Annotated in this window: 20 protein-coding genes and 1 tRNA gene; 9 read left to right on the top strand and 12 right to left on the bottom strand. The window is 67.7% G+C overall.

Going from position 1 to position 22,525, the window contains the following annotated elements; genetic code table 11:
• Positions 1-2: 2 nt before the first annotated feature.
• Complete coding sequence (gene serS, locus SCA01S_RS17050) at positions 3-1,283, bottom strand: serine--tRNA ligase (RefSeq protein ID WP_062787769.1); 1,281 nt, start codon at positions 1,281-1,283, stop codon at positions 3-5.
• A gap of 93 nt (positions 1,284-1,376) precedes the next feature.
• Here serS and SCA01S_RS17045 point away from each other — a divergent pair, with 93 nt between their 5' ends.
• Positions 1,377-2,162 (top strand): enoyl-CoA hydratase/isomerase family protein, encoded by a 786-nt coding sequence (locus tag SCA01S_RS17045; RefSeq protein WP_062787767.1) that lies wholly within the window; start codon positions 1,377-1,379, stop codon positions 2,160-2,162.
• A 30-nt stretch (positions 2,163-2,192) separates the two neighbouring features.
• Here the strand turns inward: SCA01S_RS17045 and SCA01S_RS17040 are convergent, their stop codons facing one another.
• The 8 genes from SCA01S_RS17040 to SCA01S_RS17005 form a co-directional block, all read right to left on the bottom strand.
• Complete coding sequence (locus SCA01S_RS17040; protein ID WP_062787765.1) at positions 2,193-2,840, bottom strand: GntR family transcriptional regulator; 648 nt, start codon at positions 2,838-2,840, stop codon at positions 2,193-2,195.
• A 104-nt stretch (positions 2,841-2,944) separates the two neighbouring features.
• Positions 2,945-3,700, bottom strand: a complete 756-nt coding sequence (locus SCA01S_RS17035) for an MgtC/SapB family protein (protein WP_084391098.1) — start codon at positions 3,698-3,700, stop codon at positions 2,945-2,947.
• Between the two features lie 14 nt (positions 3,701-3,714).
• Positions 3,715-5,163, bottom strand: a complete 1,449-nt coding sequence (locus tag SCA01S_RS17030) for an efflux transporter outer membrane subunit (protein WP_062787763.1) — start codon at positions 5,161-5,163, stop codon at positions 3,715-3,717.
• On the bottom strand, positions 5,160-8,324 hold the full coding sequence (locus SCA01S_RS17025; RefSeq protein ID WP_062787761.1) for an efflux RND transporter permease subunit: 3,165 nt from the start codon (positions 8,322-8,324) through the stop codon (positions 5,160-5,162). The genes SCA01S_RS17030 and SCA01S_RS17025 overlap by 4 nt, the downstream gene beginning before the upstream one ends.
• Before the next feature lie 13 nt (positions 8,325-8,337).
• A complete protein-coding gene (locus tag SCA01S_RS17020; RefSeq protein ID WP_062787759.1) occupies positions 8,338-9,525 on the bottom strand; it encodes an efflux RND transporter periplasmic adaptor subunit in 1,188 nt (395 codons plus the stop codon).
• A 56-nt stretch (positions 9,526-9,581) separates the two neighbouring features.
• The gene (locus SCA01S_RS17015) at positions 9,582-10,946 is read right to left on the bottom strand and encodes a sensor histidine kinase (protein ID WP_062787757.1); all 1,365 of its coding nucleotides are present in this window, start codon (positions 10,944-10,946) and stop codon (positions 9,582-9,584) included.
• Entirely contained in the window at positions 10,943-11,617 is a 675-nt protein-coding gene (locus tag SCA01S_RS17010) for a response regulator (protein ID WP_062787755.1), read from the bottom strand. Before SCA01S_RS17010 ends, SCA01S_RS17015 begins: the two co-directional genes overlap by 4 nt.
• A gap of 238 nt (positions 11,618-11,855) precedes the next feature.
• Positions 11,856-11,930: transfer RNA gene (locus tag SCA01S_RS17005), tRNA-Val, on the bottom strand.
• A 112-nt stretch (positions 11,931-12,042) separates the two neighbouring features.
• Here SCA01S_RS17005 and SCA01S_RS17000 point away from each other — a divergent pair.
• Positions 12,043-12,381, top strand: coding sequence for a DUF3297 family protein (locus SCA01S_RS17000; protein ID WP_022675621.1), 339 nt, complete (start codon positions 12,043-12,045; stop codon positions 12,379-12,381).
• Positions 12,382-12,406: 25 nt separating this feature from the next.
• Here the strand turns inward: SCA01S_RS17000 and SCA01S_RS21895 are convergent, their stop codons facing one another.
• Positions 12,407-13,255 carry a CHAP domain-containing protein gene (locus tag SCA01S_RS21895; RefSeq protein WP_171793898.1) on the bottom strand — a complete coding sequence of 283 codons (849 nt, stop codon included), beginning with the start codon at positions 13,253-13,255 and terminating at the stop codon, positions 12,407-12,409.
• A 219-nt stretch (positions 13,256-13,474) separates the two neighbouring features.
• Between SCA01S_RS21895 and der the strand changes: the two genes are divergently transcribed.
• From der to SCA01S_RS16960, 7 genes are all read left to right on the top strand, one after another.
• Positions 13,475-14,854 (top strand): ribosome biogenesis GTPase Der, encoded by a 1,380-nt coding sequence (gene der / locus SCA01S_RS16990; protein WP_062787753.1) that lies wholly within the window; start codon positions 13,475-13,477, stop codon positions 14,852-14,854.
• A complete protein-coding gene (locus tag SCA01S_RS16985; protein ID WP_084391097.1) occupies positions 14,851-15,303 on the top strand; it encodes a DUF983 domain-containing protein in 453 nt (150 codons plus the stop codon). The genes der and SCA01S_RS16985 overlap by 4 nt, the downstream gene beginning before the upstream one ends.
• A gap of 190 nt (positions 15,304-15,493) precedes the next feature.
• Complete coding sequence (locus tag SCA01S_RS16980) at positions 15,494-15,799, top strand: hypothetical protein (RefSeq protein ID WP_062787751.1); 306 nt, start codon at positions 15,494-15,496, stop codon at positions 15,797-15,799.
• 54 nt (positions 15,800-15,853) lie between these two features.
• Entirely contained in the window at positions 15,854-16,591 is a 738-nt protein-coding gene (locus SCA01S_RS16975; protein ID WP_054132086.1) for a response regulator transcription factor, read from the top strand.
• A 13-nt stretch (positions 16,592-16,604) separates the two neighbouring features.
• The gene (locus SCA01S_RS16970; RefSeq protein WP_022677422.1) at positions 16,605-17,990 is read left to right on the top strand and encodes an ATP-binding protein; all 1,386 of its coding nucleotides are present in this window, start codon (positions 16,605-16,607) and stop codon (positions 17,988-17,990) included.
• Between the two features lie 107 nt (positions 17,991-18,097).
• Complete coding sequence (locus tag SCA01S_RS16965) at positions 18,098-18,793, top strand: carbonic anhydrase (protein WP_062787749.1); 696 nt, start codon at positions 18,098-18,100, stop codon at positions 18,791-18,793.
• Entirely contained in the window at positions 18,790-20,331 is a 1,542-nt protein-coding gene (locus tag SCA01S_RS16960; protein WP_062787747.1) for a SulP family inorganic anion transporter, read from the top strand. Before SCA01S_RS16965 ends, SCA01S_RS16960 begins: the two co-directional genes overlap by 4 nt.
• A 203-nt stretch (positions 20,332-20,534) precedes the next feature.
• Here SCA01S_RS16960 and SCA01S_RS16955 read toward each other — a convergent pair whose 3' ends face one another.
• On the bottom strand, positions 20,535-21,413 hold the full coding sequence (locus tag SCA01S_RS16955) for a TorF family putative porin (protein ID WP_062787745.1): 879 nt from the start codon (positions 21,411-21,413) through the stop codon (positions 20,535-20,537).
• Between the two features lie 212 nt (positions 21,414-21,625).
• A complete protein-coding gene (locus SCA01S_RS16950) occupies positions 21,626-22,522 on the bottom strand; it encodes a pirin family protein (RefSeq protein ID WP_062787743.1) in 897 nt (298 codons plus the stop codon).
• Between the last annotated feature and the right edge of the window lie 3 nt (positions 22,523-22,525).

Below are 22,525 nucleotides of genomic sequence, written 5' to 3'. Positions count from 1 at the left end.
GCTCAGCCCTGCGGCACCAGGCGGGTGAGCCCGGCCATGTAAGGCGCCAGCGCTGCTGGCACCTCTACCGAGCCGTCTTCCTGCTGATAGTTTTCCAGCACGGCCACCAGCGTGCGGCCCACGGCCAGGCCCGAACCATTGAGCGTGTGAACGAATTCGGTGCCCTTGGCATTGTCTGGCCGATAGCGCGCGTTCATCCGCCGCGCCTGGAAATCGCCGCAGTTGGAGCACGAGGAAATCTCGCGATAGGCATCCTGCCCCGGCAGCCACACTTCCAGGTCATAGGTGATGCGGGCAGTCGCGCCCATGTCGCCGGCGCACAGCAGCATCTTGCGATAGGGCAGGTCCAGCGCCTGGAGCACCGATTCCGCCGCCGCCGTCATCCGTTCGTGCTCGGCGGCCGAATCCTCGGGCTTGCAGATCGTGACCAGTTCCACCTTGTCGAACTGGTGCTGGCGGATATAGCCGCGCGTGTCGCGACCGGCGGCACCGGCTTCGCTGCGGAAGCACGGGGTCAGCGCGGTCATGCGCAGGGGAAGCGCGCTTTCGGGCAGGATCTGTTCGCGCACGGCATTGGTCAGCGAGACTTCGGCCGTGGGGATCAGCCAGCGCCCGTCGGTGGTGCGGAACAGGTCTTCGGCAAACTTGGGCAACTGGCCCGTGCCGAACACCGCCTCGTCCTTGACCAGCAGCGGCGGGGCGCATTCGACATGGCCGTTCACGTCGGTCTGGTGATCGAGCATGAATTGCGCCAGCGCGCGTTGCAGGCGGGCCATCTGGCCGCGCAGGAAGGTAAAGCGTGCGCCCGAAATCAGCGCGCCGGTTTCAAAGTCCAGGCCGAGCGCCGGCCCCAGGTCGGCGTGTTCCTTGGGCGCAAAGGCAAAGCTGCGCGGGGTGCCCCAGCGGGCCACTTCCACGTTACCGGCTTCGTCTTCCCCCTCGGGCACGGCATCGGCGGGCAGGTTGGGCAGGGCGGCCAGCGCGGCCAGGCTTTGCGCGGAAAGCTGGCGTTCTTCCTCTTCCAGCGCGGGCAGCGTGGTTTTCAGCGTGGCGACTTCGGCCTTGAGCGCTTCGGCGGTGTCCTTATCACCCTTGGCCATGGCCGCGCCGATCAGCTTCGAGGCTTCGTTGCGGCGGCCCTGCGCCTCCTGCATCCGCGTGGCCACCTCGCGGCGGCGGGCGTCGAGCGCCAGGATGTCGGCAGAGACGGGGGCCACGCCACGGCGGGCGAGGGCGGCGTCGAAGGCTTGCGGGTTTTCGCGGATCAGGCGGATATCATGCATGGTTGCCGGGCTATGCCCGCAAGGCTGCGCGGATGCAATCGGCCCGATGCGATGAGACTTGCCGGAAAAGGGCAGATCAGGAACAAGGCGCGCATGACGCAGACCCCGCACCGCCTCGCTCTTCAGGTTGCCGATCATCTCGGCATCATCACGCTTGCCCATCCGCCGCTCAATTTCCTCTCGGTGGAATTGCTGCGCGAGATCGCCGATGCGGTGGAGGCCTGCGATGCCGATCCGCAGGTGCGCGCGATCGTGCTGCGCGCGCAAGGCAAGACGTTCTGCGCCGGGGCAGACCTGGTTGGCGGCGCAGCCGGGGAAAGCGGGCCCGATGGGCTGGCCGCGATCCGCCGGCTCTATGACCAGGCGCTGCGCCTGTTTGGCCGGCGCAAGCCGATGATCGCGGCAGTGGGCGGCGCGGCGGTGGGCGCAGGGCTGGGCCTGGCCCTGGCCGCCGATTTCCGCATTGCCAGCCCGGCAGCGCGCTTTTGCGCCAATTTCGTGGCGCTGGGCTTTCACCCCGGCTTTGCCATCAGCCACACCCTGCCGCGCGTGGTGGGGGAACAGCGCGCGGCGTGGATGATGCTCTCGGCCGAACGGGTAAAGGGAGAGCAGGCGCTGCAATGGGGCCTGGTCGATCGCCTGGTGCCAGCAGAGGAACTCGATACGGCGGCCCTGGCCATGGCCGGCACCGTGGCCGCGAACGGGCCGCTGGCCCTGGTCGACGTGCGGGCCACCCTGGCGCGCGGCCTGGCGCAGGAAGTTGCCGCCACGCTCGACCACGAACTGGCGCGGCAGGCGGCTTTGCGCGATACGGCCGACTATGCCGAAGGGGTGCAAGCGGTGTTCGAGCGGCGGCCGGCGCGCTTCACCGGGGCCTGACGCGGTCGCTCTGTCCGCCGGGCGGCGGGATCAGGCCTGGTGCAATTGCTGGCGCAGGTCCTGCAGCGTGCCGGTGATGTGCGCGGCGGCCAGTTCTTCGGCACGGGCGGCATCGCGTGCCAGCCAGGCCTGCAGCAGGCCGCTGTGTTCGTCATGGGCGCGGTCGCCGCGTCCGGCCGGGGCGAGGTGAGCCACGGTATAGCGTTCCGACAGGAACTGCAGCCGCTCGATCAGTTGCACGGTCAGCACGCGGCGGCAGGGCCGGGCCAGCGCAACGTGGAACTCGCGGTTGCGCATGGCCACCTGCTCGGCTTGGCCGGCAGCGGCCTTGTCCAGCGCGTCCATCGCGGCGGTGGCGGCGGCGCGTTCGGCGTCGGTGGCGGCCAGTGCCGCCAGGCCAACCGCCGCCGGTTCGATCGCTAGGCGCAGGGCATAGATTTCCTCGGCCTCGTCAGCGCTCATCGCGCGGACGAAGTAGCCACGGTTGGCATGGGAAACCAGCAGGTTCTCCTGCTCCAGCCGGGCCAGCGCCTCGCGCAGCGGGATCTTGCTCACGCCAAATTCGGCGGCCAGCGCATCCTGCCGGATCGGCTGGTCCTGCGCCAACTCGCCCGACACCACTTTCTCGCGCACGAGATCGAAAATCCGATCGGCCAGCGTGCGCACGACAAGGCTCATTCCCGCTTACTCCAGCAGCCGCGGCGATGGGGGCAATTCCTGTTCCGGCCGGGCGCGACCATATATGCCACGCGCCGGTAACCGCAATGCCTGCCGGCGCCCGATCAATGCGTGGTGCTGACCGTCCACGTGGCGCTGGTAATGGCAGCGTGGCGGCCAATGTGGGCCGTGATCGCATCGAGATCGGCCGGGTTAGCGGTGGTCGGCACCAGGATCGCGCCAAGTTCGACCTGGGTGTCGCCATCGGTCAGCGTCTCGATCTCGCGGATCGGATAGTGGTGCATGTCGAGTTCCTCGAACAGCAGATCGCGCGCGGTGGCGACGTTTTCCGCCGCGCAGACCACGTGCACGCGATAGAGCGCCTCGGTCTCGCCCGGCGTCAGCGGGCGGCGGTTGACGGCATCGACCAGCGGGCGCAGCAGCGTGTTGCCGGCCAGCACGAACACGGCAACCAGCACGGCTTCCGCTGGTTTGCGCGCCCCGGCAAAGCTGCCCACCGCCGCACTCGCCCAGAGCGTGGCCGCCGTGTTCAGCCCGCGCACTTGCGTGCCTTCCTTCATGATCACGCCGGCGCCGAGAAAGCCGATGCCCGATACGACATAGGAAATGACCCGCACCCCGCCATCCACCCCGGCAACCCGCAGGCCAAGATCGGTGAACGCGGCCGCGCCCACCGCCACCAGCACATTGGTGCGCAGCCCGGCGGTGCGCTGGCGCCATTGCCTCTCCAGCCCGATCAGCGTGCCCAGCACGAACGCGGTCGACAGGCAGATCAGGCTGGTGATCAGGCCGACCAGATCGACATCGAACAGCGCGGCGATCGAGGCCGGATCGGGCAGGTTGTGTGATGCAACGGACATGACCGGCACCTAGATCAGCCGGCCGGAGAATGCCACCCGCCGCCCAGCGCCTCATAGAAGGCGGCGGTATCGCTCAGCCGCGCGGCCTGCGCCTGGGCCAGGGCCTGGTCGGCCTGAAGCAGGGCGATGCGGGCCTGCAGTTCGGCCGTGGGCGCCACGGCGCCATCGCGGGCCTGGCGTGCGGTTGCTTCCAGGGTGTCACGTGCCGCCTCGCGCGTATCTTGCGCGGCGGCCAGGCCGGCGGCATCGGCTGCAAGCGCGGCTAGCGTATCGGCGACGTTCTGAAAGGCGGCGAGCACGGTGGAGCGGTATTGCGCGTCGGCCTGGTCATAGGCGGCGCGTGCCGCGCGCTGCCGGTGCAGCAGGGCGCCGCCGGCAAAGATCGGCTGGGTCAGGCCTGCCCCGGCCGACCAGAACGCATTGGCCGCCGACAGCAGGCTGGACCAGCCCCCGGAATTGCGGCCCGCGCTGGCGCCGATGGTGATCTGCGGCAGGCGATTGGCGGTCGCGATGCCCACCCCGGCGCTGGCGGCGTGCAGGTTGGCTTCGGCCGCGCGGATATCGGGCCGGTTGCGCACGAGCTGCGCCGGCAGGCTGAGCGGCAGGTCGCGCGGCAGCGTTACCTGCGCCAGAGCCAACGGCGGAAGGGAGCCATCGGCCGCGCCCTGTCCGGTGAGATAGGCGAGCAGGTCATGGCTTTGCGCCAGGGCATGTTCGAGCGGCGGCAGCGCGCCCTGTGCCTGTGCCAGCTGCGCCTCTTGCGCCATCAGGTCGACGCCGGCGGCCTGGCCCACGGCCAGCTGGTGGCGGGTGATCGCCAGCAGTTCCTGTTGCAGGGCGATCACCTGGCGCTGCCGATCGACCTGTTCCTGCAGGGCGGCGCGCTGAAACGCGGTGGCCGCCACGGTGTTGATCAGAGTGATCCGCGCGGCCTGCGCCTGATAGGCCTGGGCATCATATTGGGCGCGGGCCTGTTCCACGCTGCGGCGGTTGCCGCCGAACAGATCGAGCGTGTAGCCGACATTCACCTGCGCGGTCTGAAGACTGTAGGTGAAGCTTGAGTTGTTGGGCACCGGGGCAAGGTATTGCGATCCCTTGACGCGGTTGGTGGTGGCCCCGGCATCGACCGTGGGAAACAGCACCCCGCGCTGCGCCAGCCACAGCTCGCGCGCCTGCTTCAGCCCGGCGCGAGTGGCGGCGAGATCCGTATTGGCCGCCAGCGCCCGGTCGATCAGCGCATCGAGCGCGGGGGAGCCGAAGGCGTGCCACCATTCGCCCGCCACCTCGCCCGATGACAGCACCTGCGTGCCGCCAGCGACGCCTCCAGGCGCAGTGATCGCCGTGGGCGTGGCGGGGGCATAGGCGGTTTGCACAGGCGGCGCGGGAGCGTGGAAATCGGGCCCCACGGCACACCCGCTTGCCAGCACGCAGGCGGCCGCTGAAAGGACTTGCCGCGCGCTCATGCCGTGTGCTCCGGTTCCTGGGCCGGGCGGACCGGGCGGTTGGAAAACAGATCGATCATCACCGGCAACACGATCAGGATCAGCACCGGCGCCAGCAGGATGCCGCCCACCACCACCATGGCCAGCGGGCGCTGCACCTGGCTGCCGATGCCGGTCGATACCGCCGCCGGCAGCAAGCCGACACAGGCGGCGATGCAGGTCATCATCACCGGGCGGAAGCGGGTGCGTGCGGCATGCAGCACGGCCTGCGCCCGGTCCATGCCATTGCCGATCAACTGGTTGAAATAGGCCAGCACGAGAATGCCCTCCATCACCGAAATGCCGAACAGGCCAATGAACCCGATCGCCGCCGACACGCTGAACGGCGTTCCGGTCAGCGCCAGGATCAGCACGCCGCCGACCAGCGCCATGGGCATCACGCTGGCCGCCAGGGCGGTATCGCGCACCGACCCGAAATTGAGGAACAGCAGCATGACGATCAGCGCCAGGCTGATCGGCACGACCACTTCCAGCCGGGCGAGCGCAGCCTGGAGATCACCGAATTCGCCCACCCACTCGATGCGGCTGCCGGGCGGCAGCTTCACCTCGGCGGCGATCTTGTGCTGCGCTTCCAGCACCGCGCTGCCCAGGTCGCGCCCACGCACCGAGAACTTGATCGGGATGTAGCGCGACTGGTTTTCGCGATAGATGAACGAATAGCCCGAGACGAGGCTGACATCGGCCACGGTCGAGAGCGGAATCTGGCTGACACCGCCGGTGGCATTGGGCACCGCCACCGGGATGGCGCGGATCGCGGCCAGATCCTGGCGGAACTGCGGCGCCAGGCGGATCACGATCGGGAAATTGCGGTCAGAACCATATTCATAGAGGTTGCCCGCCGCCTGCCCGCCGATCGCGGCCTGGACCACGGCGTTGATGTCCCCAGGCGCAAGGCCATAGTGCGCGGCCTTGTCGCGATCGATCTTGATGTTCAGCGTGGGCTGGCCCAGCGCATCGAACACCGACAAGTCGGTAATGCCGGGGATCTTGGCCATGATGGCCTTGATCTGATAGGCGGTTTTTTCCAGCGCCTGCAGATCGTTGCCATAGAGCTTGATCGAATTGGCGCCCTTCACGCCGCTCGCGGCTTCCTCGACATTGTCTTCGATGTTCTGGCTGAAATTGAACTCCACGCCGGGGAAGGGTGCGGCGAGTTCGGCATTCACCTGGCGGGTCAGCGCTTCCTTGGTCACGCCCTTGAGCCATTGGCTGGCCGGCTTGAGCGGCACGTAGAATTCGGCATTGAAGAAGCCGGTGGTATCGGTGCCGTCGTCGGGGCGGCCAAGCTGGCTGATGACGGTCTTCACCTCGGGATACTTCATCAGCATGTGCCGCATGCGGTTCACCTGGCCCTGCGCCTCTTCCAGGCTGATCGAGGGCGGCAGGGTGGCGCGAATCCAGAAATTGCCCTCTTCCAGCTTGGGCAGGAATTCCAGGCCCAGCCCATGCATGGCGATGCCTGCTGCCAGCAACAGCGCCGCCATGGTGCCCAGCGCCACCACCCGATTGGCCAGGGCAAAGCGCAGCGCCGGATCATAGACGCGGCGCATCGCGCGCACGATCGGCGTCTCGCGCTCTTCCTCCTCGTCCTTGAGCAGGAAGGCCGAAAGCACCGGCGCCACGGTGAACGTGGCGATCAGCCCGCCGACGATGGCATAGGCATAAGTCTTGGCCATGGGTCCGAAGATGTGCCCTTCCACCCCGGTCAGCGTGAACAGCGGCAGGAAGCCGGCAATGATGATCGCCGCGGCAAAGAAGATCGCGCGGTTGACCTCGGTGGCCGACATTTCGATGATGCCCAGCTTGCCAAAGAAGCTGGCGATGCCGCCCTGGTGATCGAGCGCGCCAGTGGCGGCAAAGCGCGCGCGCGGTGGCTGGGCCAAATGGCGGAAGATGTTTTCCACCATGATCACCGTGGCATCGACGATCAGCCCGAAATCGATCGCGCCGACCGACAGCAGGTTGGCCGATTCCCCGCGCAGCACCATGATCAGGATCGAGAACGCCAGGGCAAAGGGAATCGTGGCCGCCACCACCAGCGCGCTGCGGAACGTGCCCAGGAATATCCACTGCACCGCAAAGATCAGCGCGATGCCGAACACCATGTTTTCCAGAACGGTATGCGTCGTCACGTCGATCAGGTCGGTGCGGTCATAGATCTTTTCGAGATGGACGCCGGGCGGCAGGATGCCCTCGGTGTTGATCTTGTCGACCTCGGCCTCCACCGCCTTGAGCGTGGGCAGGCTCTGTTCGCCGCGGCGCATCAGGATGATGCCCTGGACGATGTCGTCATCGTTGTCCTGGCCGACGATGCCCAAGCGCGGCTGGCTGCCCACCTGCACGGTGGCAATGTCCTTGACCTGCACTGGCTTGCCCGCCGCCGGGGTGGCCACCAGCGTATCGCGGATGTCATCCATCGAATGGATCAGGCCCACCCCGCGCACCACCGCCGATTGCGGGCCCAGGTTGATCGTCTGGCCACCGACATTGCCGTTGGCATTGTTGATGGCGTTGAGCACCTGGCCCAGCGACAGGCCATAGGCAACCAGCTTGCGCTGATCGATCGTGACCTCATAGGTCTTGCTCTTGCCGGCCCAACCGTTGACATCGATCACTCCGGGCACCGCCTTGAATCGGCGCTGCAGGATCCAGTCCTGGATCGTCTTGAGATCGGTGACGGAATAGTTCTTGGGCCCGACGATGCGATAGCGATAGATTTCGCCGATCGGGCTGGTGGGCGAAATGCCCGGCTGGGCGCCGCCGGGCAGGGGCGGCACTTGCGACAGGGCATTGATGACCTGCTGCTTGGCCTGGTCATAGTCATAATCGAACGTGAACTGCACGCGAACGTCCGACAGGCCGAACAGCGAGATCGTCTCCACCTTCTTGACGTTCTTGATCCCCGCCAGCTGGATCTCGATCGGCATGGTGACGGTGCGCTCGATCTCGCCGGCAGACTGGCCGGGGTTCTGCGTCACCACCTCCACCATCGGCGGCACGGGATCGGGATAGGCCTCGATATTGAGCAGGCGAAAGGCGATGCCGCCACCCACCAGGAACAGCGCCAGCAAGATGAGCACAAGCACGCGATGGCGCAGGGCCAGGGCAACGACAGGGTTCATGCGTCGCGCTCCCTCAATCCGCCTTGGCGCCACGGTCGATGAACAGGCTGCCTGCCGTCACCACCGTTTCACCCGGCTTGAGCCCGTTCGTCACCTCGACGATGCCGCCGCCCACCTGGCCCGTGCCGATCGGGCGCAGCATCAGGCGATGGCGGCGCATGTCGGCCACCCACACGCGGGCGGTATCGCCTTCGAAGATCACCGCCTCTTCCGGCACGATCAGCCCCTGGCGTGCGCCGCCCGTTTCCAGCGCAAAGCTGACATAGGTTTCGGGCTTGAGCCGTTCGTCGGGATTGGCGATCTGCGCGCGCACGGTCAGCCGGCGTGTGGCCGGATCGATCATCGGCGCCACATAGGTCAATGGCGCGCGCAAGGTGGTGCCATCGGGCAGCCGCACCAGTGCCATCTGGCCCAGGCGGGCCCGCCCGGCGTCTTCCTCGCGCAGGTTGCCGACCAGCCACACGCGCGAGAAATCGGAAATGGTGAAAGCCTGGGTGGCCGCGCCGCCGGTGGCACTGGCCACGTTCTGGCCCATGCCGATCAACCGCTGGGTAACCACGCCACCCACCGGCGCGCGGACGATGCCCTCGCCATGGCTGATGCTGCCCAGCGCGCGGCGGCGGCCCTGCGCAGCCAGCAGATTGCCTTGCGCGGCGGCAAGATCGGCATCGGCCTGCTGCGCATCCTTGAGCGCGGCGCCCTTGTTGGCGGCCAGATCGTGCAGGCGGGCGGCATTGGCCTGCGCCACCTTGACCGCGGCGGCGGCGGTCATGATGTCGGCGCCGCTTTGCGCGGCCTCGTTGGCGGCCACGGCAAACAGCGGCTGGCCGGCACGCACGCGGTCTCCGGCCTTGGCGAACACGCGCGTGACCTGCCCGGTGAACGGCGAAAAGACCGGCGTGGTGAGGTCATCATCCACCGCGATCTTGCCATCGCTTTGCGTCGCATCGCCCAGTGGGCCGGTCTGCACCGTGGCAAAGCGCAAGGTATCCCACTGCGCCTGCGTGGCTGAAAAGCTGCCGTCGCTGCTGGCCGGGGGCGGCGCGGGGGCAGGGTCGCCATCCAGCCCGAGCATGCGCGGCGCCAGCCAGCCCCCGGCAGCGACCAGCACGACCAGCGCAGCGGCCAATTGCCATTGCACGCGGCGCGACAGAACCGGCACGGGCCGTTCCGGCTCGTCGGCGGGAAGATGATCCATCATGGCAGGCCTCGATCTTGAAATCGGGCCGGGCCTAGGCAGGCTCGCTTACATCAACCTTACGGCAAAGCGTATTCTGCCAGCGACAGGGTGAAGCACGCCCCGCCGCTGGCGGCGCGGGAAATCAGCAGGCGACCATTATGGACGTGGGCGATGCGCTGCACGATCGACAGGCCCAGCCCGGCGCCGTCGCTACGGCGATGGTCGGCCCGCCAGAACCGCCGCGCCAGGCGCGTGGCGTCTTCCTCGGTCACGCCGGGGCCATTGTCGGCAACGCTGATCTGCGCCGGGCGGGCAACGCTGACTTCGATCGCCGTGCCCGGCGGGGTGTGCAGCCGCGCGTTGTCGAGCAGGTTGGCAATGGCCATGGCCACCAGGCCGGGGTTGCCGTGGGTCATTACCGTCTCTTCAGCGCCGAACAGCGCGATGCTGCGCCCGCCCGCCAGCACATCGGGCGTGCGATCGGCCACGACCGCCACGGCCAGCCCGGCCAGGTCGAAACGCTCGAACGCGGGCGCGGCATCGTGCTCCAGGCTGGCCAGATCGCGCAACTGGTCGAGCACGTGGGCCATCCGCGCGATCTGCGCCAGCGCCTCGTCGCGCGCCGGCTCCGCAGCCATGCGCCCCACTTCCAGCCGCAGGGTGGCAAGCGGGGTGCGCAGTTCGTGGGCCACGTTGCCGGCAAATTCCTGCTGCAGCGCCAGGGCTGCCTCCACCCGGTCGAGCAGGCCGTTGATCGCGCTGACCATGGCGGTCGCCTCGGCCGGCAGGCCCGCCGCATCGAGCCGGGCGCCCGGGTCCTGCGGGGCCAGCTGCGTGGCGGCCCGCGCCGTGTGGCGCATCCGCCGCAGCAGTGGCCACAGCATGGTGATATTGGCCAGCGGCATCAGCAGCAGCAGCCCCACCAGCCAGACCAGGTAATGCGCCAGGAAGCTGCGCACCACATCGTCGACCACGGCGCCAGGGCGGGTCTGGTCCTGGGTCACGAGGATGCGCACGTTGTGGTTGGCAAATGCCCGCGGCACGCTCAGGCCAACCAGCGGCCCGCTGGTCAGGGCTTGCTCGTGCCAGGCCCGGGGCGGCTGCGGCCAGATATCGGGCAGGAAGAACGGGCTGTGGGCCAGAACCTGTCCGCGCGCATCGATCACGGCAAAGGCGCGCCCGTCATAGCCGGTGGCATAGATCGCCATCTCCTCGCGCGGCAGGGCCACCTGCCAATGGCCGCCTGGTGCGGGGATGACATGGCGCGCCACCAGTTCGGCCTGTTGGCGCAAGGTGTCGCGCTCGATCGCGCGGACGCTGCTTTCCAGCACAGTGCGCGCGGCAAAGGGCATGGCCAGGCTCGCCACCACAATGGTGATGCCCTCCACCAGCAGGATGCGCGTGAGCAGCGAGGTCGCCGCGCGGCGTACCAGCCGCTTCATGCGCGTGGCTTGATGATATAGCCCACGCCGCGCACCGTCACGATCTCCGCCTCGCCCTGCGCGGCATCGAGTTTCTGGCGCAGGCGATGGACATAGACCTCGATCGCGTTGGAGCCGAGCGGATCGTTGGCGCCGAACAGCTGGTCTTCAGCAAGGCGCTTGGTCACCACCTGTCCTTCGCGGCGCAGCAGGAGGCCGAGCAGCCCGGCTTCGCGCGCCGAAAGCGCAACAACCTGTCCCCCGACCTTGAGCGAGAGATTGTCGAGATCGAAGACCAGGTTGGCGCAGGCGATTTCACGGCCCTGGAACGTGCCGTTGCGGCGCAGCACGGCGCGCAGGCGGGCGAGCAGTTCATCGGGCGAAAAAGGCTTGGCCATGTAATCGTCGGCGCCTGCGTCCAGTCCGGCGATGCGCGCCTGCACCTCTCCCCGCGCGGTGAGCACCACCACCGCAAGGCCATGCCCGGCGCGGCGCAACCGGGCGAGCAGGGCCAACCCGTCGCCATCGGGCAATCCCCGATCGAGCACCAGCGCGGCATAGGTATTGGCGGCCAGGAACAGCTCCGCCTCCTCGCTGCTGGCAGCATGATCGACAGTCAGCCCGGCACCGGCCAGCCACGCTTCCAGCGCACGGGCGAGGGGGGCATCGTCTTCGACAAGCAGTATGCGCATGCAGGAACCCGGTGATGTCTGGCCACAACAACGGACAGCCCGCCCGGCCCTGCGCCGCCGCTGCCGCATCAGGCGCGCGCTTGTACCTGTGCCAAACGCACGGCGCTGCAAATCCCTGCGCGATGCATCCGGATTGGTATGAATTGGGCGGTCGCCGGCTGGCGTGCGAGAAGGCGACCAAGCGTGATGCAGGACATCACCTGCCGTGACCATAAAATCCGGATCTGTTGGGATTTTATGGTGGGCGCGACAGGGATTGAACCTGTGACCCCACCCGTGTGAAGGGTGTGCTCTACCGCTGAGCTACGCGCCCGCCGAAATGGCGTCCCCCGGTGGTCGATCGTGTCGGCCCCGGGGTGTGGAGGCGGCCTCTAACGGCGTTGCGCAACGTTGACAAGTGGGCATGTGAAGATATTTCGCTCCCCATGACCGATCCAATCGAAACGCCCGAAAACGCGGACGCCGTCGCCGCTCCTTCCACCGCACCTGCCACGTCCGGCGCCGATGTGCCGCCCGATCGCCTGGCGATCAACCCGCGCAGCGCGTTCTTTGACGCCGACAAGCTGGGCCGTGGCGTGGGCATCCGCTTCAAGGGCACTGTGCGCAACAATGTCGAGGAATATTGCATTTCCGAAGGCTGGGTGCGCGTGCAGGCCGGCAAGACCATGGACCGCAAGGGCAACCCGCTGACGCTCAAGCTCTCCGGCCCGGTCGAGGCATGGTATGAAGACCTGGGCGAAGACGCCCCGGTGGCCAAGGCCTGATCTTTGGGTTGTTCGGGTGCCGGCGTTAGCGCAGGCGCCCGATCCCCATGCCGGCGCTGCCCACCCCGGCGCCGCCGGTGCGGCTGGCAATGATGCGGCCGATGGGATCATCGTCGCGCGCTAGGCTGGCCTGATCGCGCCGCGCCGGAGCCGGCAGTGCGGCACTGGCCGCAATAGTGGCCTGCGCCATCCTGATCCGCGCCGTGGTGCGCACGGGCGCGGCCGGTTTTGGCGCTGCCGTTTCCACCGCAACGCCACTCAGAAAATCGCTATCGATCCGGCTGCGCGCCGGGGCCGTGGCGCGCGTGGCCATCAACACCTGGCGCTGCACGGCCGGCTGCATCATGCTGCGCGGCGCAGCGGTCGCACTCGCCAGGCGCAGCGGCGTGGCGGTGCCGAGGTGGCGTGCTGGCGGGCGATTGTAAATAAAGCCGTCGACCGGCCAATGCGTGGTGCCCAGGCCCTGGATCGGCGCATACCATACGCGCACCGCGCTCCAGTCGTTGGCGTCGGACACATCGACCGCGCGTACATCGTTTTCCTTTTGCCCGCGCGTGCCGTTGATCGGTGACCAGTTGGCATGGCGCAGCAGCACGGTGCGCGAATCGATCACCCGGCTGACCATGGCGACATGGCCCAGGCGCATCGCGCCATAGGGATGGAAGCTCATCACAGCGCCCGGCTTGGGCGTGAAACCGCGTTCATAGCGGCCCTCGGCCTGGTCCCACCAGGTGTGCGCATCGCCGAACAGCTGGATGCCCGAAACCTGCCGGGCATAGGGCACGCATTGCAGGTAAGGCAGCGCGCCGGCGGTATCGGCCGGTGCGCCATCGGATTGATCCGGGCCGGGAATCAGGGCGATCGGGGCGGCCATGGCAGCCCCTGGAGCGATCATCCCGGCGATCAGTGCCGCCCCCGCGGCCAGGCCCAACGGCCCTGTTCTTGTCCACCACACCATGCGGCGGTTGTGCCGGCAAATGGTCAATGGCTGCCTGACCGGCTTGGTTAATGGCGGTTTTACGAATCGCGGCCAACCGGGCCTGGTATGCAACGCCCGCTTGCCTTTGGCGCCAAGCCGGGCCAACGGGGGCCTATGCGTCCCCAGGTTATCATCATCGGACGGCCCAACGTGGGCAAGTCCACTCTGTTCAACCGGCTTGTCGGCAAAAAGCTGGCGCTGGTTGACGACCAGCCCGGCGTCACCCGTGACCGTCGCTTTGGCGATGCGTCGCTGCTGGGCCTTGAATTCACCATCGTCGACACCGCCGGGTGGGAAGACGAAGATCCCTCCAGCCTGCCCGGCCGGATGCGGATGCAGACCGAAGCATCGCTGGAAGGCGCCGACGTGGCGCTGTTCGTGATCGATGCCCGTGCCGGCATCACCCCGCTGGACGAGGAAATCGGCCGCTATCTGCGCGGGCACGATATTCCGGTGATTCTGCTGGCCAACAAGGCCGAGGGCCGCGCCGGCGATCATGGCCTGTTCGAGGCGTTCTCGCTCGGCTTTGGCGATCCCGTGGGCGTTTCGGCCGAACACGGCGAAGGCTTGGGCGACCTGTTCGAGGCGCTGCTGCCCCATTTTGCCGAGCAGGAAGCCGAGGACGAGGAAGAGGCCTCCGACGAGGAGGCCGAGTACGACCCCAAGGCTGTGCTCAAACTGGCCATCGTCGGCCGCCCCAATGCCGGCAAGTCCACGCTGATCAATCGCTTCCTGGGTGAAGATCGCCTGCTCACCGGGCCGGAAGCGGGCATCACCCGCGATTCGATCGCCATCGACTGGAACTGGACCGATCCCAAGGACGGCGAGGAACGCCCGATTCGCCTGATCGACACGGCCGGCATGCGCAAGAAGGCCCAGGTGGTCGACAAGCTGGAAAAGCTGTCGGTGGCCGATGCCCGCCGCGCGATCGATTTTGCCGAAGTGGTCGTGCTGCTGCTCGATGCCACGCGCGGGCTGGAACACCAGGATCTCAAGATCGCCTCGATGGTGCTGGAAGAAGGGCGCGCCCTGCTGATTGCCATCAACAAGTGGGACGTGGCCGAAGATGCCAGCGGCCTGTTCAACGGCGTGCGCCAGGCGCTCGACGATGGCCTGGCGCAGGTGCGCGGCGTGCCGCTGGTGGCTGTGTCGGCCCGCACCGGCAAGGGGCTGGACACGCTGCTGTCGGCCGCCTTTACGCTGCGCGATGCCTGGAGCAAGCGCGTGCCGACCGCTGCGCTCAACCGCTGGTTCGATGATGCGCTGGCGGCCAACCCGCCGCCCGCGCCAGGCGGCCGCCGCATCAAGCTGCGCTATATCACCCAGGCCAAGACGCGCCCGCCCAGCTTCGTGATGTTCGGCACGCGGCTCGATCAGCTGCCCGAAAGCTATCGCCGCTATCTGGTCAACGGCATCCGCCGCTCGCTGGGGTTCGAGGCGGTGCCGATCCGGCTGACGCTGCGCAGCCCGACCAACCCGTTCGCCAAGAAATGACCCGCAATCCCCCGCGCCGCCTGGCAGATGCCCTGTGGCGCGGGGCGCGGGGCCATTGCCCGCGCTGTGACGAGGCGCGCCTGTTTGCCGCCTGGCTGCGCCCAGTGGCACAGTGCCCGGCCTGCGCGCAGGACTGGCGCGGCCATAGCGCCGACGATTTTCCCCCCTACCTCGCGATCCTGGTTACCGGCCACGTCATGGCGCCGGTGATTATCGCGCTGGGCCTACACACCACGCTGTCGTGGCCGGTGATGATGGCCGTGTGCCTGACCATCACGGTGACGATGGTGCTGGGCCTGTTGCAACCGGCCAAGGGCGCGGTGATCGCGCTGCAATGGTGGCTGGGCTTGCACGGTTTTGCCGGCGCACCGGGCAAGGCCCTGGCGCCTGGCGCTGCGTCGACGCGCGAAAATGCCGCGATCGAGACACGCCCGCGCAACGAAACGTAATCGCTTTAACAGCTTCGTCCCTATGCCGCGGCCTGCCGCATCGGCGCTTTGCTGCGGCATGGCGCGCAGGATGGACATGAAGGCGCAATCTTTTCTTGCGCAGCAACACTTCTTCACGAAGCCGCACCCATCGCGCAAAAGGCATGGTGTTACCCCGGACGCGACCAATTTCTTGCGGAGTGTCCCCCTCATGATCCTCGCTTCCTTCCTCGCTCTGGCGACGCTTTCGGCTCCGGCTGCCCCGCTGCTGGCCGCTCCCACTGCCGCTGCTCACCCGGCCCCGGTGTGCCAGGGCGCGCCTGGCCGTCCCGCGCTGTGCCGTCCCGCTGCCGTCGCTACGCCGGTGGCAGAACGCAGTGATGCAGCCGCTGGCCGTGTCGCCGTGGTGGCCTGCCATCCCGATCCGGGCAAGAACCGTGGCTGTTTCCGCCGCACCGCGATCGGCACTGATGCTGCCCTTGCCCAGAACGCCGTGGTGCGCGAGGATGCGCGCTGAGGCGGCGGTATGACCGAGCCTGGAACCAAAGGAGCGCCATTGCGTAGCACAGCCATGCTGGCCACACGTCTTGCCCCCTCCATCGTGCTTGTCGAAGACGATGGCCCCCTGCGCACGCTGACTGCCCGCGCCTTGCGCGAGCATGGCTATGAAGTGCGCCCGGCCGCCACTGGCGCGGAAATGTGGGTGCTGCTCGATAGCGCCCCGGCCGATCTCGTCGTGCTGGATATCATGCTGCCGGGCACCAACGGGATCGAGCTGTTCCGCAAGCTGCGGCGGTTGAGCGACGTGCCGATCATCTTCATTTCCGCCCGTGGCAGCGAGGAAGATCGCGTGCTCGGCCTGGAACTGGGCGCGGACGACTATCTCGCCAAGCCGTTCGGCACGCGTGAACTGGTCGCCCGCGTCGGCGCTGTGCTGCGCCGTGGCGGGCAGGGCGGCGATGGTCTGGCTGCGGCCGAACCGGGCGAACGCGCCAGCGAAATCCGCTTCGATGGCTGGACGCTGTCGCTTGCCCGCCGCGAACTGCATGCCCCCGATGGCGTGATGGTGGACCTGACCGGCGCCGAATTCGATCTGCTCGCCACGTTCGTGGCGCAGCCGCAGCGCGTGCTGGGCCGCGAACGCCTGATCGAGCTGTCGCGCACCCGCCTGGGTGACAGTTCAGACCGCAGCATCGACGTGCTGGTGTCGCGCCTGCGCCGCAAGTTGACGGCGGCCGGGGGCGAAGCCCCGATCGCGACGGTGCGCGGGGTTGGCTACATGTTCAAGGCGCAAGTCACCCGCACGTGATGCAGCGCCGCTCATGATTTCCCGGCGCCGGCTGTCGCTGCGCCGGGCCATGCGCCGCTTCGGTTTGCCGGAGCGGCTTTTGGCCATTCTGGTGCTGATGGCGGCGATCGATTTCGGCTCCAACGCCGTGCTGTTCGATCGCGCCAGCAACTTTGCCCTGCGCAGCGATGACGCGGCGCGCATTGCCGAAAACCTGGTGATCGCCAGCCGCGCGCTGGAAGCAGAAGAGCCGGCCGACCGCCCGGCGCTGGCCGAGCGATTGTCTTCGCCGCGCTTTTCCCTGGCGTGGAAACCGCGCCTGGCCCACGGCGACGATGCGCTTTCGCTCGACCGGCTGCGCGCGCAGGTGCTCGATGCCGCGCCCGAACTGGCCTCGGGCGATCCGCGCTTTTCGCTGAAATCGCTCGCTTCTCCCGGATCGGTAAACGGGGCGATGCTGCTCAAGGACGGCTCGGGCGTGGTGTTCCGCACCCAGGCGAGCGAGGCCTGGACGCTCAATGCCGGACGGCTGGCGGTGCTGCTGGTGCCAACGCCCTTGCTGGTGGTTCTGGCCTGGGTGCTGTTTCGCGCCACGATTCGCCCGCTCAAGGCGCTGGTATCCGCCACCGGGCGGGTTGGCGCCGGCCCGCCCGAACCGCTGACCGAGCGCGGCCCGGACGAAGTGCGCCGCCTGATCCGCGCGTTCAACCGCATGCAAAGCCGCATCTATCGCCAGATGCTCGATCGCACGCAGTCGATGCTGGCGATCGGTCATGACTTGCGCACACCCCTTGCGCGGCTGCGGCTGCGGCTGGACGATGCCGGCATCGACCGCGAAACCCAGGCCGACATGGTCCACGACATTGACGAGATGATGCACCTGCTCGCCTCGCTGCAAGCCTATGTCGAAGGGGAAGGGCGGCAGATCCCGGCAGAGCCGGTGGACCTGGCGGCCATGGCGATGACGCTGGTGGACAACGCCTATGACCAGGGGGGCGATGCCACCTATGACGGGCCAGACCGGCTGGTGATCCAGGCGCGCGCGGTGTCGCTGCGCCGTGCGCTGGGCAATCTGGTGGAAAACGCGCTGCACTATGCCGGGCATGTGGAAGTGATCGTGCGCGCCGATGGCGATTGGGCCGAAGTGGTGGTGGCCGATCGCGGCCCGGGCATTCCGGTGGACCGGCTGGATGAAGTGACCCAGCCGTTCGTGCGCCTGGATGCGGCGCGCGGGCGCGATACGCCGGGCATGGGGTTGGGCCTGGCCATCGTCAAGCGCGCGATCCGGGCCGAAGGCGGCACGCTGATTCTCGCCAATCGCCGCCCCGAACCGGGCGAGACCGGGCCGGTCAGCGGCCTGGTCGCCACGGTTCGTCTGCCGCGCAAGGCCGGCTACCCTGCTGCCAAGCCAGGGAAATAGTTCCTTACAGTTGCGACGGCTGCGGGCAAAGACATCCGCGTACCTCTTGCATCAAGCGCAACGGCATTCGCCCCGCGCATCAGATATTCAAGAGGAGGTACCTCCCCATGAACGAACTTATCGGCCGGGTTTTCCGTTTCGAAAAGACCGTCTTTCCGCAGAGCAGCGAGCTTTATGGCCAGCTTTCTGCCCACGGCCAGGCGCCCAAGGCGCTGATGGTGTCCTGCGCGGATTCGCGCATCGTGCCCGAGCAGATCATGCAGGCCCAGCCTGGCGACCTGTTCGTGTGCCGCAACGCGGGCAACATGGTGCCGGCCTATTCGACGATGAACGGCGGCGTGTCGTCCACGGTGGAATATGCCGTCGTCGCCCTGGGCGTGCGGGACATCATCGTGTGCGGACACTCTGACTGCGGCGCGATGAAGGCGCTGGCCGCGCCCGAGCCGCCGCAGGGCATGCCCAACGTGGTCGCCTGGCTGCGCCACGGCGCTGCGGCCGAGCATGTCGTGTCGAGCTGTTCGCCGCACCTGCACGGCAGTGAGCGCGTGCGCGCGGTCAGCCTGCAGAACATCATCGCCCAGATCGATCATCTGCGCACCCATCCGTCGGTCTCGGCCGCGATCGCGCGCGGCGAAATGTCGCTCCATGGCTGGTTCGTGGATATCAGCGCCGGCCAGGTGCTGGGCCTGGATGGCGATACCGGTGAATTCGTGCCGCTGCGCGAAGATCGCCCGCTGCCCGTCGCCCTGGCGGCCGCACCGCGCTTTGCACGCGAACCGGCCCTGGCGGAGGCGGCCGAATGAGCCAGGCAGCAATCGCTGCATCGCCCGAGGCTGCCCCCACAAAGGGCGGCCTCGTTCGCGATTTCACCGCGTCGATCGTGGTGTTCCTGGTGGCCATGCCGCTGTGCATGGGCATTGCCATCGCCTCGGGTGTGCCACCGGAAAAGGGCTTGGTGACCGGCATCATCGGCGGCATTGTCGTCGGCCTGCTCGCCGGCTCTCCCTTGCAGGTTTCCGGCCCGGCGGCGGGCCTGGCCGTGATCGTGTTCGAATTCGTGCGCGACAATGGCCTGTCCGCGCTGGGCCCCGTGCTGCTGGTTGCCGGGCTGATCCAGCTGGTGGCCGGCGTTGCCCGCCTGGGCGGCGTGTTCCGCGCCATTTCCCCGGCGGTGGTGCACGGCATGCTGGCCGGCATCGGCGCGCTGATCGTGGTGGGCCAGTTTCACATCCTGTTCGATGCCAAGCCGATGTCCAACGGCCTGGCCAACCTGTCGATGATCCCGGCGCGCGTGCTGGGTCTTTCGCCGTTCGATTGGCGCGCCAGCGAAATGGCGCTGGTGCTGGGCCTGGTGACGATCGTGGGCATGCTGGGCTGGGACAAGCTCAAGCCCAAGGCGCTGTCTCTGGTGCCGGGTGCCCTGATCGGCGTGGTGGCGGCCACGGTGCTTGCCGCCGTGCTCGGCCTGCCGGTGGCGCGCATTGCCGTGCCGGATTCGCTCAGCGCCGCATTTGCCGCGCCGGGCGGCGCGTTCCTCGATCCGCTGCTGGCCAAGCCGGCGCTGCTGGTCTCGGCCGTGGCCATTGCCTTTATCGCCAGCGCGGAAACGCTGTTGTCCGCCGCAGCCGTCGATCGCATGCACAATGGCGTGCGCACCGACTATAACAAGGAACTGCGCGCGCAGGGCATCGGCAACCTGCTGTGCGGCATGGTTGGCGCCCTGCCGATGACCGGCGTGATCGTGCGCTCTTCGGCTAACGTCCAGGCCGGTGCGCAAACCCGCTGGTCGGCCGTGCTGCATGGCGCGTGGATCCTTGGCTTTGTCGCGCTGCTGCCCTGGCTGCTGCGCGAAGTGCCGATGGCTGCGCTCGGCGGCGTGCTGGTGGTGACGGGCTGGAAGCTGGTCAGCCTCAAGCATGTGAAGCACCTGTTCACCCACTATGGCCCGCTGCCCGCGGCCATCTGGGCGGTGACCTTTGCCTTGGTCGTGACGACCGACCTGTTGACCGGCGTGCTCGTGGGCATGGCGCTGTCGCTGGTGGAACTGCTGCCGCATGTGAAGCACCTCAACCTGGGTGTTCACGCCCACGATCATGGTGACGCCACCAACGTGGAACTCAAGGGTGCGGCCACCTTCCTGCGGCTGACCAAGCTCAACGCCGTGCTCGAAGACCTGCCGGCCGATCGCCGTGTCCACCTCGATCTCGGCCGGGTCAAGGCGATCGACCACACCACTGCCGAAACCCTGCGCGAATGGCTCGCCCGCCGCCGCCAGCAGGGCAACGCGGTAACCGTCTCGGGCCCCGAGCCGATCCTGCGCGCGGTGCCCCACGCCGCCTGATCGCGCAGAGCCCCTGTCGAACTCCTGAGCCCACCCCCATCCCGGCTCATGGATGGCGCACCACGCGCCGCTGCCCCCACGGCCTCTGGCCTGTGGGGGCAGTTTCGTTGAGCCAGGCCTGCGACAACGGCACATAAAAAAAGTCCCCCGCCAGCTTGGGGGCTGGCGAGGGACAGTCGTGCGTACCTGGTGGAAAGGGCGGGTTAGAAGTTGACCGTGGCCGACAGCACCACGCGCGAGGACGAGATCGAGGCGCCGTCCTGGACCTGATACTTGGTGAAGTTGGGCCGCAGATAGGCGGCATCGGCATCGCTGATGTTGGTGTCGATATAGGCAATGCCCAGTACCACCTTGCCCAGCGCCAGGTCGGCGCCCAGCAGCCAATCGGCATAGGAACCGGTCGGCGCCACGCTGGTGCCATTGGGGCCGAGGCCGGGATTGCCCTTGGAATAGCCGAGGTGGGCCTTGAGCGTGACCGGGGTAGTCGGGATTGCGCCGCTCACATCGCCCCAGACATAGAGGTTGTCGTTCTTGGCACCGGGATGTTCGGGCGTGCCGGCGACGTAGCTGGCGCCCGAATCATACCACTGACCCAGCGCCTGCTGCTTGGGCGCATAGGCCACGCCGGCCAGTGCCGAGACCGGGCCGACAGTGCCCGACAGCTTGACGAAGGGTTCGGCAAAGTCGGTCTTGGCCGCGCCGCCCGGATACATATACCAGGTCAGGCCAACGTCGAGCGTGGCCGGGCCGAACGACTTTTTGAAGCCGCCGATCGCGTCGAGTTCCAGGTTGGGGCCACCGAACGTGCCCCAGCCGGCCAGGTTGGAGCCCCAGGTGCCGACGTAGAAGCCGCTTTCATGGGCGATGGTGACGCCGGCCTGCAGGGCAAAGCCGTTGTTGGATTGCGACACGCCGCGCAGGCGATAGTCGGTCACCACGGCGGCGCTGCCGGAAATGGTGATGGCCGAAGGCGGCGCGGTGTCTTCCGCCTTGGCCGCGCTGGCCAGGGCCATGGATGCGCCGGCCAGCGTGGCGGCCAAGGCGATACGGCCGGCCCGGCGGCGTGCAGAGCGTTGAATCATCGGAACTGTCCTTCCCTCACGGTCATCGAGAAACGGTTCCGCCTGCGTCTCGGCGCCTGCCCGTCTCGGACGATGGCAAGGGAAAGCCCGGCCATCTCCGGCAGCAGGTTGCGCCGAGATGACCGGGGTTAGGCTGCGATGCTGTCTGTTCCTTTTCCCTTATGCAACGAAGTATTGCTGTGTTTCTGCTGTGGCTTTTGCGTCACAGCCACTTATTCGGGCAGCGGAATGAACTCGTGCTCTTCGGGAACATGGGCAAAGCGGTCTTCCTTCCAGTCTGCCTTGGCCTGTTCCAGGCGATCGGGCCGCGACGAGACGAAGTTCCAGAAGATGTGGCGCTTTTCGGGAAACGGTTCGCCGCCCATCAGCATTACCCGCGCGCCGGTCGTGCTTTCGATCACCACTTCGGCGCCGGGCTTGAGCACGATCAGCTCGCTGGTGGCGAAGCCGCCGGTCTGGCCGCCCACGCTGATTTCGCCACTCACGACATAGAGCGCCCGCTCCACGTGATCGGCCGCGACGCGATAGCGTCCGCCCGGCGCTATCACCAGTTCGGCATAGACCAGATCCGACAGGGTCTTGACCGGCGAGGTCAGGCCATCAACCTGCCCGGCGATCAGCGTCAGGCGGGTGCCATCGACCTCGCCTGTGGGGATTTCATCCGCCTTGTGGTGGGCAAAGGCGGGATCGGTTTCCTCGGCATGGGTGGGCAGGGCAACCCAGGCCTGCAGGCCGAACAGCGGGCCGCCGCTGCTGCGCATTTCCGGGCCGGTGCGTTCGGAATGGGTGATGCCGCGCCCGGCGGTCATCCAGTTGACCTCGCCGGGACGGATCGCCTGGACCGAGCCGAGCGAATCGCGGTGCAGGATTTCGCCTTCCACCAGATAGGTCACCGTGGCGAGGCCGATATGCGGGTGCGGGCGCACGTCGAGCCCTTCGCCACCGGCAAAGGCGGCCGGGCCCATCTGGTCAAAGAAGATGAACGGCCCGACCATGCGACGGTGGGCCGAAGGCAGCGCGCGGCGGACCTTGAAGCCTTCGCCCAGATCGCGAACCGGGGGCAGGAGGGCAAATTCGATGCCCGGCACATCGGGGGTGCGGATGGTCATGGC

The sequence above is a fragment of the Novosphingobium capsulatum NBRC 12533 genome (assembly GCF_001598375.1).
Taxonomy (GTDB): domain Bacteria; phylum Pseudomonadota; class Alphaproteobacteria; order Sphingomonadales; family Sphingomonadaceae; genus Novosphingobium; species Novosphingobium capsulatum.
This window is presented reverse-complemented; position numbering and strand designations above follow the sequence as displayed.

Coding starts and splice junctions, on each gene's coding strand:
- SCA01S_RS16980 (WP_062787751.1), top strand. CDS start 15,494: ATGATCCTCGCTTCCTTCCTCGCTCTGGCGACGCTTTCGGCTCCGGCT.
- der (WP_062787753.1), top strand. CDS start 13,475: ATGCGTCCCCAGGTTATCATCATCGGACGGCCCAACGTGGGCAAGTCC.
- SCA01S_RS17010 (WP_062787755.1), bottom strand. CDS start 11,617: ATGCGCATACTGCTTGTCGAAGACGATGCCCCCCTCGCCCGTGCGCTG.
- SCA01S_RS17025 (WP_062787761.1), bottom strand. CDS start 8,324: ATGAACCCTGTCGTTGCCCTGGCCCTGCGCCATCGCGTGCTTGTGCTC.
- SCA01S_RS16955 (WP_062787745.1), bottom strand. CDS start 21,413: ATGATTCAACGCTCTGCACGCCGCCGGGCCGGCCGTATCGCCTTGGCC.
- SCA01S_RS16985 (WP_084391097.1), top strand. CDS start 14,851: ATGACCCGCAATCCCCCGCGCCGCCTGGCAGATGCCCTGTGGCGCGGG.
- SCA01S_RS16970 (WP_022677422.1), top strand. CDS start 16,605: ATGATTTCCCGGCGCCGGCTGTCGCTGCGCCGGGCCATGCGCCGCTTC.
- SCA01S_RS16950 (WP_062787743.1), bottom strand. CDS start 22,522: ATGACCATCCGCACCCCCGATGTGCCGGGCATCGAATTTGCCCTCCTG.
- SCA01S_RS16975 (WP_054132086.1), top strand. CDS start 15,854: ATGCTGGCCACACGTCTTGCCCCCTCCATCGTGCTTGTCGAAGACGAT.
- SCA01S_RS21895 (WP_171793898.1), bottom strand. CDS start 13,255: ATGGCCGCCCCGATCGCCCTGATTCCCGGCCCGGATCAATCCGATGGC.
- SCA01S_RS17040 (WP_062787765.1), bottom strand. CDS start 2,840: ATGAGCCTTGTCGTGCGCACGCTGGCCGATCGGATTTTCGATCTCGTG.
- SCA01S_RS17015 (WP_062787757.1), bottom strand. CDS start 10,946: ATGAAGCGGCTGGTACGCCGCGCGGCGACCTCGCTGCTCACGCGCATC.
- SCA01S_RS17000 (WP_022675621.1), top strand. CDS start 12,043: ATGACCGATCCAATCGAAACGCCCGAAAACGCGGACGCCGTCGCCGCT.
- SCA01S_RS16965 (WP_062787749.1), top strand. CDS start 18,098: ATGAACGAACTTATCGGCCGGGTTTTCCGTTTCGAAAAGACCGTCTTT.
- SCA01S_RS17030 (WP_062787763.1), bottom strand. CDS start 5,163: ATGAGCGCGCGGCAAGTCCTTTCAGCGGCCGCCTGCGTGCTGGCAAGC.
- SCA01S_RS17045 (WP_062787767.1), top strand. CDS start 1,377: ATGACGCAGACCCCGCACCGCCTCGCTCTTCAGGTTGCCGATCATCTC.
- SCA01S_RS16960 (WP_062787747.1), top strand. CDS start 18,790: ATGAGCCAGGCAGCAATCGCTGCATCGCCCGAGGCTGCCCCCACAAAG.
- serS (WP_062787769.1), bottom strand. CDS start 1,283: ATGCATGATATCCGCCTGATCCGCGAAAACCCGCAAGCCTTCGACGCC.
- SCA01S_RS17020 (WP_062787759.1), bottom strand. CDS start 9,525: ATGATGGATCATCTTCCCGCCGACGAGCCGGAACGGCCCGTGCCGGTT.
- SCA01S_RS17035 (WP_084391098.1), bottom strand. CDS start 3,700: ATGTCCGTTGCATCACACAACCTGCCCGATCCGGCCTCGATCGCCGCG.